The sequence below is a fragment of the Motilibacter aurantiacus genome (genome assembly GCF_011250645.1).
GTDB lineage: Bacteria > Actinomycetota > Actinomycetes > Motilibacterales > Motilibacteraceae > Motilibacter_A > Motilibacter_A aurantiacus.
Genome location: NZ_JAANNO010000004.1, coordinates 319271 through 328775, shown reverse-complemented (window position 1 = coordinate 328775; position 9505 = coordinate 319271). Strand labels below are relative to the sequence as shown.

Annotated in this window: 9 protein-coding genes and 1 pseudogene; 4 read left to right on the top strand and 6 right to left on the bottom strand. The window is 73.2% G+C overall.

Annotated features, from left to right (window positions below):
- Nucleotides 1-103: 103 nt before the first annotated feature.
- Complete coding sequence (locus G9H72_RS10160) at nt 104-628, top strand: hypothetical protein (RefSeq protein WP_166170478.1); 525 nt, start codon at nt 104-106, stop codon at nt 626-628.
- Nucleotides 629-632: 4 nt separating this feature from the next.
- Here G9H72_RS10160 and G9H72_RS10155 read toward each other — a convergent pair whose 3' ends face one another.
- Nucleotides 633-1208 (bottom strand): DUF1684 domain-containing protein, encoded by a 576-nt coding sequence (locus tag G9H72_RS10155; RefSeq protein WP_331272167.1) that lies wholly within the window; start codon nt 1206-1208, stop codon nt 633-635.
- A 71-nt stretch (nt 1209-1279) separates the two neighbouring features.
- Between G9H72_RS10155 and G9H72_RS10150 the strand changes: the two genes are divergently transcribed.
- Both G9H72_RS10150 and G9H72_RS10145 read left to right on the top strand, forming a co-directional pair.
- Nucleotides 1280-2611 (top strand): class II 3-deoxy-7-phosphoheptulonate synthase, encoded by a 1332-nt coding sequence (locus G9H72_RS10150; protein WP_166170476.1) that lies wholly within the window; start codon nt 1280-1282, stop codon nt 2609-2611.
- Nucleotides 2612-2664: 53 nt separating this feature from the next.
- Nucleotides 2665-3621: a threonine aldolase family protein gene (locus tag G9H72_RS10145; protein WP_196791061.1), complete on the top strand. Its 957-nt coding sequence runs from the start codon at nt 2665-2667 to the stop codon at nt 3619-3621.
- 207 nt (nt 3622-3828) lie between these two features.
- On the opposite strand, the gene G9H72_RS10140 is transcribed toward G9H72_RS10145, so the two are convergent.
- Nucleotides 3829-4260, bottom strand: coding sequence for a YybH family protein (locus tag G9H72_RS10140; protein ID WP_231126707.1), 432 nt, complete (start codon nt 4258-4260; stop codon nt 3829-3831).
- A 176-nt stretch (nt 4261-4436) separates the two neighbouring features.
- Entirely contained in the window at nt 4437-5930 is a 1494-nt protein-coding gene (locus G9H72_RS10135) for a cryptochrome/photolyase family protein (protein WP_166170472.1), read from the bottom strand.
- 116 nt (nt 5931-6046) lie between these two features.
- On the opposite strand from G9H72_RS10135, the gene G9H72_RS10130 reads away from it, so the two are divergent.
- A complete protein-coding gene (locus G9H72_RS10130) occupies nt 6047-6529 on the top strand; it encodes a pyridoxamine 5'-phosphate oxidase family protein (protein ID WP_166170470.1) in 483 nt (160 codons plus the stop codon).
- Nucleotides 6530-6641: 112 nt separating this feature from the next.
- On the opposite strand, the gene G9H72_RS10125 is transcribed toward G9H72_RS10130, so the two are convergent.
- The 3 genes and pseudogenes from G9H72_RS10125 to G9H72_RS10115 all read right to left on the bottom strand — a co-directional run bounded on the left by G9H72_RS10125 (nt 6642) and on the right by G9H72_RS10115 (nt 9412).
- Nucleotides 6642-8264: a GDSL-type esterase/lipase family protein gene (locus tag G9H72_RS10125; protein ID WP_166170468.1), complete on the bottom strand. Its 1623-nt coding sequence runs from the start codon at nt 8262-8264 to the stop codon at nt 6642-6644.
- 185 nt (nt 8265-8449) lie between these two features.
- Nucleotides 8450-8955: pseudogene (locus G9H72_RS23400) on the bottom strand (dihydrofolate reductase family protein).
- Between the two features lie 187 nt (nt 8956-9142).
- Nucleotides 9143-9412 carry a hypothetical protein gene (locus G9H72_RS10115; protein ID WP_166170466.1) on the bottom strand — a complete coding sequence of 90 codons (270 nt, stop codon included), beginning with the start codon at nt 9410-9412 and terminating at the stop codon, nt 9143-9145.
- Between the last annotated feature and the right edge of the window lie 93 nt (nt 9413-9505).

Here is a 9505-nt window from a genome sequence, read left to right as displayed (position 1 = left end):
CGCTCCGACCGCCGCGGCCGCTCCGACCGCCGCGGCCGCTCGGTCGGCCGCGGCACCGACGCAGCAGGTCCGGCTGGCGCCGGTCACGGTCACGAGTGCCCCGGTGAAGGGGTGGCACGTCGACCGGTCCCCGGTGCGGGCGCGCAGCTCCGTCGACTGCGGGTCCCGCGGTGTCGTCTTCCCGGCGCCGTCCGCGGTGACGGCGAACATCTACTCGTGCTCACCGTCGGCCGCGAGCGCGGACACGTGCTGGCGGGAGGGCACGCGCAAGCGCGTGCTGTGCCTCGTCGACCCCTGGTCACGCACCCTGACCGAGTACCTCCTGGACCGCGACCCGGTCGTGGGCGTCGAGCCCCTCCAGCGGCCCCTGCCGATCGGGCTCGTCCTCGCGGACGGCCGCCGCTGCCGGATGCGCGTCGGCGGTGCCTGGGGCGCGCTTGACCAGCACCCGACGTGGGTGGGCTACTACTCGTGCAGCCGCGGCGAGGTCTGGGCCGCGCCCGACTCGCCGACCGGCGGCATCGACCGGTCCTCGCGCGTCTGGACGGTCCAGGTCGGGGACCGCCGGGAGAAGCTGGAGGAGGTCGCCGTGCGCAAGGCGCTGTTCACGACGAGCGCCCGCGGCTGACCGGTCAGAGCAGCTCGCCGGCCACGATCGGCACGTCGAGCCGGTTGCCGGCGGGCGCGAGCGGGCAGCTCCAGCGCGGGTTGTAGCGGCACGACGGGTGGTAGGCGAAGTTGAAGTCGAGGAGCAGCCCGCCCTCGCCGCCGCCGAGGTCCGCGCCCTTGACCGTGTCGAGCAGGTAGCGCCCGCCGCCGTACGTGGTGTCCCGGTTGGTCGCGTCCGCGAACGGGACGAACAGCCCGCCCGCGTAGCCGCCCAGCCACCAGACGTCGAGCGGGCCGACCGGCAGCTCGACCCGCCCGATGCGGGTGAGGTCGACCGTCCCCTCACTGACCGGCACCGCGTGCACGGCCGGCTCGGCGGGCAGCACCGGCGCCACGAAGCGCAGCGCCGGGTCGTACGGCGCGAACGGCAGCTCACGGTGGCTCGCCGGCTCCAGCAGCGGGGTGTCCGGATGCGTGCGGAAGAGCCGGTCGCGGGCGGCCCGCCAGCCCAGCCACGCGTCCTGGGGGTCGGGAGAGCGGCGGACGGCGGCGTACATCGCGTGCGTCCGGCGCCGCCAGTCGAGCAGGGTCAGGCTCACGCGGGGGAGCCTCGCACGGCCGGGTGAAGCGCGCCCGTCGGGCGGGGGCGTGAAGGGTAGCCTTACCCCCCGTGAGCGCTGACCAGTCCTCCGGGACCGCGAGCCTTCCCGCCGCCCAGCAGCCCGAGTGGCCCGACCGGGAGGCCCTCGCCGAGGTCGAGCGCCAGCTCGCCGGACAGCCACCGCTGGTCTTCGCCGCCGAGTGCGACGCGCTCAAGGAGCGGGTGGCCGCCGCCGCCCGGGGCGAGGCGTTCTGGCTGCAGGGCGGTGACTGCGCCGAGACGTTCGCCGGCGCCACCGCCGACGCGATCCGCGGCAAGCTCAAGACGCTGCTGCAGATGGCGGTCGTGCTGACGTACGGCGCGAGCGTCCCGGTCGTCAAGGTGGGCCGCATCGCCGGCCAGTTCGCCAAGCCGCGCTCGTCGGGCATGGAGACCCGCGACGGGGTGAGCCTGCCGAGCTACCGCGGCGACGCTGTCAACGACATCGCCTTCACGCCCGAGGCCCGCATCCCGGACCCGCGCCGGCTCCTGCAGGTCTACAACACCTCGGCGGCGACGCTGAACCTGCTGCGTGCCCACACCCAGGGCGGCTTCGCCGACCTGCGCCAGGTCCACGAGTGGAACAAGGGCTTTCTGCGCAGCGGCGGCGCGACCGCTCGCTACGAGTCGATGGCCCGCGACATCGACCGGGCGATCTCGTTCCTGCACGCCGTCGGCGCGGAGTCGGAGACGCTGCACCGGGTCGACCTCTGGACGAGCCACGAGCAGCTGCTCATCGAGTACGAGCGCGCCCTCACCCGCATCGACTCGCGGACCGGGACGCCCTACAACACCTCGGCGCACTTCGTGTGGATCGGCGAGCGGACCCGGCAGATCGACGGCGCACACGTCGACCTCGCCGCGCGCGTGCGCAACCCCATCGGCGTCAAGCTCGGCCCGACGACCTCCCCGGACGACGCGCTGGCGCTGATGGACAAGCTCGACCCGGACCGCGAGCCGGGGCGGCTCACCTTCATTACCCGCATGGGCGCCGCGAAGATCCGTCAGGCGCTCCCCCCGCTGGTCGAGAAGCTCTCCGCGAGCGGGCGCGAGGTGCTCTGGGTCTGCGACCCGATGCACGGCAACACGATCGACCTCGGCGGCGTCAAGACTCGTCGCTTCGAGGACGTCATGGAGGAGGTCCGCGGCTTCTTCGAGGTGCACCGCTCGCTGGGCACCGTGCCGGGCGGCGTCCACGTGGAGCTCACCGGTGACGACGTGACCGAGTGCATCGGCGGCGCGGGCGGCCTCTCCGAGCCGGACCTGACGTTCCGCTACGAGACCGCGTGCGACCCGCGGCTGAACCACCAGCAGTCGCTGGAGCTCGCCTTCCAGGTCGCCGAGCTGCTGGCCGACCGGTGACGAGCGGGCTCGTCGACCTGCGCAGCGACACGGTCACCAAGCCGACCCGCGGCATGCGGGAGGCGATCGCCGCAGCGGAGGTCGGCGACGACGTGTACGGCGAGGACCCCACCGTCCGCGCGCTCGAGGAGCGGGTGGCGGGGCTGCTCGGCCACGAGGCGGCGCTCTTCACGGCGACCGGCTCGCTGGCCAACCTGCTCGGCGTCGCGCTGCTCGTCCAGCCGGGGCAGGAGCTGCTCTGCGACGTGCAGGCCCACGTCGTGCGGGCCGAGCTCGGCGCGCACGCCGCCGTCCACGGCGTCACCACGCGCACCTGGCCGTCGGACCGCGGCCTGCTCGACGCCGACGCGGTGCTCGGGCTCGTCGCGCCCAAGGCCGGGCCGTACTTCGTGCACACCGCCGCGATCGCGGTGGAGAACACACACAACTTCGGTGGTGGGACGGTGCAGCCGCTCGCCGAGCTGCAGAAGCTGCGCGCCGGTGCGGAGGCTGCCGGTGTCTCCGTCCACCTGGACGGCGCGCGGCTCTGGAACGCGCACGTGTCTTCCGGAACCTCGCTTCAGGAGTACGGCGCCTGTGCCGATACCGTGATGGTGGCCCTGTCCAAGGGGCTGGGCGCGCCGGTCGGCTCGCTGCTCGTCGCGTCGGCGGAGCGGGTCGCGCTCGCCCGGCAGCAGCGCAAGCGGCTCGGCGGCGGCATGCGGCAGGCGGGGATCCTCGCGGCGGCCGGGCTCCATGCGCTGGACCACCACGTCGAGCGGCTGGCCGACGACCACGCGCACGCCCGTCGGCTGGCCGACGTGCTCGGGGTGGACCCGGCAACGGTGGACACGAACATCGTCGTGGCGGACGTACCCGATGCCCCTGCGCTCGCCGCGGCCGCCGCCGAGGACGGCGTGCTCGTCAGCACGCTCGGCCCGCGCACGCTCCGGGCCGTGACGCACCTGGACGTCGACTCCACGGGCGTCGAGCGGGCGGTCGACGTGCTGGGGCGCGCGCTGAAGGGCTGAGCTCCGGGCGTCGTCGATCCGGGGCCGCTGTCTCACCACCTCGGGTCCCTGAGCTCCACCTCTGGAGCCCTGCAGGGCCCCGGAGGTGCAGCTGCGGGGCCCGAACAGAGGCCGGCCTGCCCCGGAAGCCGGAGCAGTTGCTCGGTGTCGGAACGCCGACGACGTCCGACGGCGCGGCTGGGCACGGCGCACACCGCGGGTCGAGCCCTAGCCGTCCGAGCCGCGCGCCAGCCCGGCGCAGTGCTCGATGGAGATGGCCCGCACCAACGGGTCGGCGTGCCGGAGGACGATCTGCCACCGGAAGCCGCGACGCCGGAACTCGATGGTGAGCCGCAGCGACCAGTCCTGGTCCGGCAGGCCGCCCACCTCGGCGTGTTGGCGCTCGACGCCCGCGAGCACGACGAGGTCTCCCGAGACGTACGTCTCCACCACCACCGGCGTCGCCTCCCCGGACGCGAAGAGGCGGCTGGTCTCCTGCGCCGCCTCCTCGGTGTACTCGAGGCCCACAGAGGTCGGGCCGCCGTACGGTGGCATCAGCGTGTAGTCCGACGGGTGGTCGGAGAGCGAGAGGTAGCGCCAGACGTCGCCCCGTATGTAGGCGTCGGCTGCCTCGCTGCATCGTTCCGTCAGCGCCGCCACGTCGTCCTCGGTGATCCGGCGCTCCGGGAGACGCCGTCGTCCGCGGTCATCCGTCACGCTTCACCCGGACGCGGAGCTGTCGAGGCCCTCGCTGCGCCGAGGAGCGAGAGCGGCACGCCAGGAGCGCCGAGCGTCCCTCGCCGGCTGGCGCCCGGGCCGCAGCGACTACCGGACGCTCACGGGGCCTTCGACGCCCGCGCCTTCTCCTGCTCCACCACCTCGTCCAGGTCCGCCAGCCTGCCCAGCCCGCGCAACGGCTGCACCATGCGCCGGTTCCCCTCGAGCCGCTCGCGGTTGCGCGCGAGGAACGCCCAGTAGCCCGCGGTGTAGGGGCAGGCGTCGTCGCCGCGCCGGTGCTTGGGGTCGTACCGGCAGCCGCCGCAGTAGTCGCTCATGCGGTCGATGTACGCCCCGCCGGCCGCGTACGGCTTGGTGGCCATGAGCCCGCCGTCCGCGTGCTGCGACATGCCGATCACGTTCGCCGCCATGACCCACTCGTAGCCGTCGAGGAACGAGTAGTGGAACCAGTCGCGCAGCTCCTGGGGGCTCCAGCCGCGCTGCAGCGCGTAGTTGCCGAGCACCATGAGCCGCGGGATGTGGTGCACCCAGGCGCGATCGCGCACGCCGGCTAGCACGTCGGACAGGCACGCGGCCTCGACGGCGTCCGCGTCGAGGTCTGCGAACCAGCGGGGGAGCTTCCGCCGTGCCGCCATGTAGTTGTGCTTGCCGTAGTCCGGGCCGAAGTGCCAGTAGACGTGGAACATGTAGTCCCGCCAGCCGATGAGCTGGCGGACGTAGCCCTCCACGCTCGCCAGCGGAGCCCGGCCGTTCCGGAACTCCGCTTCGGCCGCCCGGGCGCACTCCAACGGGTCGAGCAGGCCGAGGTTCATGCTGGGGGAGAGCAGCGAGTGCGCCATCGTCCAGTCGGCGTGCAGCATCGCGTCCTCGACGGGGCCGAACGCCGGCAGTCGCTTCCGCAAGAACGTGTGGAGCGCGTACCGGGCCTCGGTGTGCGTGACCGCGAAGCGCCGGGGGCCGTCCCGTCCCACGAAGGTGACTTCGCCCGACGCTTCCCACCGGTCGAGGTCGGCCCGCACCTCCCCGTCGATGTCGTCCTCCTCCGGCCACCACGGCTCGGGTACGTCCAGCACCGCCGGCGCGTCGGTGCCACGCGGTGCCCGCGGAGGAGGCTCGCGGTTCTCGGTGTCGTAGTTCCAGTGCCCGCCCACCGGGCCGCCGTCGGGCTCGAGCAGCAGCCCGAGGCGGCGCCGGGCGTCGCGGTAGAAGTCCTCCATCACGAGCCGCCGGCGGTCGGTCGCCCACCGCTCGAAGTCGGCGCGCGAGCTGGCGAACCCCCGCTCGGGCAGCACCTGCACGTCGGGCAGCCGGCGTACCAGGTCGAGGGCGCCGCGTGAGGTCGGGGCGCACACGGACAGCGGCTCGGCCACGTGCGAGCGCGCCTCGGCGTAGGTCCGCGCCTGCACGAAGACCGCCTGGTCGCCGAGCTCTCGCGCCCGGTGGCGGAGCGCCGAGAGCACGAGGTGCGCCTTCTGCCGGTGGAACCGGTGGCGTGCCAGGACGGCACGCGACTCCACGAGGAGCACCGGCTGGGCGGGGTCATCGAGGAAGTGCGGCCCGAGCTGGTCCGCGAACAGCCACCGTCGCGTCACCGCGCAAGTCTGCGGGCCTGAGGGGCCGCCCGCGACCCGGGACGTGCGGGTGTGCCCGCGGCGGGGCTTGGGGAGGCTCCGGCGCGAAGCCAACCGCGAAGAGGACGAGGACGCTCATGGCCAACGAGGACGGCGTCAAGAAGGTCGCCGAGCTCATCAAGGACATCAAGACCTGCATGCTGACGACGCTCGACGACGACGGCCATCTGGTCAGCCGCCCGATGGCGGTGCAGCAGGTCGAGTTCGACGGCGACCTGTGGTTCGCCTCGGACGAGGACTCGCGCAAGGTGGGCCAGATCCGGCACGGGCACGCGGTGAACGTCGCGTTCTCCTCCGGCAGCTCCTGGGTCTCCGTTGCCGGCAACGCCGAGATCGTGCGCGACGTCGCCAAGGCCAAGGAGCTGTGGAACGCCGGGCTCGAGGCGTGGTTCCCGGACGGCCCCGAGACCCCCGGGCTCGTCCTGGTGAAGATCCACGCGGACAGCGCGGAGTACTGGGACACCCCGGGCGGCAAGGTGATGACGCTGCTCAGCTTCGCCAAGGCGAAGGTCAAGGGGGAGCGGATCGAGGGCGCGGAGAACGAGGTCGTCGAGCTCTGAGGCGCAGGGACGTCCCGCGGACGCGCCTCCTACCGGGCAGGTCGGAGGCGCGTCCGCGGGTCGGCGCTGCGCGTGATACGGCTGCAGCGCCCTGCCCCGCTACGAGCGTCGCTCAGCCCGGCACGGGGATCGACGTCAGCGCCGTCGCCGTGTCGGTCCACCCGAGGTCGTCGACCACGAAGGACACCAGTCCGGGCGTGGTGCTGGTGCCCCCGGCCGCGCGAACGCTCACGGAGACGTCCGTGACCCGGCCCTGGCCCAGCACCGCGACCGCGACCCGGTTCCACGGGATGAAGGCGGCGAGGTTCGGCAGCGCCGAGACGGCGCTCTCGTAGACCCGGCCGCCCCGCACGACGCGCAGCCGCACGTCGAGGGCCCGGGCCGGGACCGGGCGGACGAAGGCGAAGATCTCCTGGGCCTTGGTGGACAGGTGGGCCCGGGCGGTCAGGTCGATGGTCCGCCACTCGCCGAGGGGCGCGGCCGCGGACGTCACCTGCAGCGCGGTCGAGCCCTCGTACGCCGGGGTGCCCGGCGCGGCAGCGCTCACGTTCTGCCCCGCCTGCCATGTCACCGCGCCTGAGCCCTCGAACCCGCGCGGCCCGCCGAGCGCGAGCAGCCCGGCCCTGGCGCGGTCGATGTCCGCGGCCTGCCAGCCGGTGCGACGCTCGATGACCTTGACGAGCCGGCGCGCCGCGTTCTGGTGCCCCACGACGCTGGGGTGGAGGTCGTCGGTCGTCTGCAGGCGGGGGACCCACCCGGTGGTGTCCACGTAGACGATGCGCGGGTCCCCGACGGCGGGGACCGCCGCCGCGACGGACGCCGCCATGTGGCCACCGAACGGGCGCATGGCGAAGATCCATGCGTTCGGCCAGAGCGCCCGGACCTGCCGGAGGTAGGCCTCGTACGCGGTGCGGAACGTGGTGGGGTTGGTGTTGGCGAGCGCGTCGTTGGCGCCCTGGTTGATGACGACGGCGTCCGGGACGTACGTCGGGTCGATCGGCGACCCGCGGTAGTTGGACGTCAGGCTCGCTGACACGACGGGGACGTTTCCGTTGCCCGGCCGGGTGAGGCCCTGGGCGCCGAAGCCGACCTGGCGGAAATTGCCCCCGAAGGCGTTGCCGGTCAGCCAGGCGAAGCCCTTGGTCGCGTCGGACCCTGTGACGCCTGGCTGCGTGTTCAGCGCGCGCACGCCCTGCGTGATCGAGTCCCCGAGGAACTCGATGCGCGGTCCCGTGGGCGCCGGCGACGGCGTCGAGGTCGCGCCGGGGTCGATCTCGAAGCCGGTGACCCTCAAGGCCGAGCGCAGTGGCGGGTTCCAGCGGTTGCCGCCCTCGTCGACGTCCTTGACGGCTAGCACCAGCTCGTGTGCGCCTGCGGGCAGCGCCGCGGGGGTGAGGTCGATGCGGTTGCTGTTGGCGCTGACGAGGACGGGGGGCGCCCCGTCGATCGCGGCGTACACCTGCGGCGGAAGCGTGATGCCGCTCTGGTCGAGCAACAGGGCGATGTGCGCTCCGGTGAATCGGAGGATCATGCGTGAGCCGGAGCTCACCGTGGTCGACGCTGCCGCGGAGCGGTCCCAGCGTCCGAGGTGGAGCACGTCCGGGCTGCTCGCAGGGACGACGACCGGTACGTCGGCCACCGCCGGCGACGGCGCCGCGTCCGCGGCCGCTGTCGGCAGGGCGAGGGAGGCCGCGGCAGCCAGGGCCGCTGTCAACGAGAGCATCTGCCGTCTCACGGGCGTCCTCCGGTGTGGGATGGGCGACGCTGCCCAGGCCGTCGGACGACGGCACTTCCGGAGTTTTCCACGCATCGAGGGCGTACGGCATTCTCCGGAACCGGATTGTGTGTCCATTGCCCCGGCGAGAACTTTCTCCGGCTGCTCCCGCCGAACGGACGAGCGCCCCGAGCGGAGCTTGCCGGTCAGCGCATCGTGTCGTGCAGCAGCAACGCCCCGCCGTCCGTCCGGGCCACGTCGAGCAGCGTGAGCCGGCGCAGCGCCCCTCCCTCGAAGAGCGGCCGGCCCCGCCCGGCCAGCGTCGGCGGGACCACGAGGCGCAGCTCGTCGACGAGGCCCTCGGCCAGCAGCGCGTGGAGCAGCGTCAGGCTCGCGTGCACCCCGATGTCGCCGCCCTCGGCCTCCTTCAGCGCCCGGACGTACCCGACCATCGGCTCGGACACGACGACGGAGCCCTGCCACGGCACGGAGAGCGGGGTCGACGTGAAGACGTGCTTCGGAGCCGGTTGATGAAGCTCGCGAAGGGCTCGACGCCCGAGGTCGGCCAGTACCCCGCCCAGTAGTCGTACGTCCCGCGCCGGAGCAGCATGCTGTCCTGCGTGCCGATGACCTCCGCGAGGTTGACGAAGACCGCCTCGTCGACGTCGAACATCCAGTCGCCCGGCTCTTCGCCGACACCGTCGAGCGACATGAGCTCCTAGGCCACCATCCTGCGCATGCGTTCCCCTTCGTCGATCTCCGACCTGTCGACCTGGCGAGGGGGAGGTTCTCATCGGCGGCGGGCGCAGCAGCCGAGCCGCTTTCCCCGCATGGGGCGTCGAGCCGGAACGGGACCAGGGGGCGCCGCCGTGGCGGCGCCCCTGGTCCGAGCGGACGGCTCAGCTCCCGGTCGGCGTGACCCCGAACATCAGCGTCCGCCGGCTGACGTCGTAGTGCACCGTCTTGGTGTTGACCAGCAGGTCCTGCAGGACGTCGGCGTCGTCCGCGTCGAGCGTCAGGACCTCTTCCCAGGCACCCTGGTCCAGCACGAGCTGCAGGGTGAACGTCCCCTTCTGCGCCGGCTCGCCCGCCACCCAGCTGAACTGGTAGTGACTGAGCTGGCGGACCTTGATCGAGTCGTCGTTGAACGGCTGCGCGACCTCGGGCATCGTTGCTCCTCGAATTCCGTTGCCAGCGAGCACTGCTCTCGCTGTCGGGGCGAACGGCGCATACCCCGCCAGGTGCGTCTCAGCCACGCCGTC

Bases quoted from the DNA above. Each gene is read 5' to 3' on its own strand.
- G9H72_RS10145 (WP_196791061.1), top strand. From the start codon at position 2,665: ATGCGGGAGGCGATCGCCGCAGCGGAGGTCGGCGACGACGTGTACGGC.
- G9H72_RS10115 (WP_166170466.1), bottom strand. From the start codon at position 9,412: ATGCCCGAGGTCGCGCAGCCGTTCAACGACGACTCGATCAAGGTCCGC.
- G9H72_RS10130 (WP_166170470.1), top strand. From the start codon at position 6,047: ATGGCCAACGAGGACGGCGTCAAGAAGGTCGCCGAGCTCATCAAGGAC.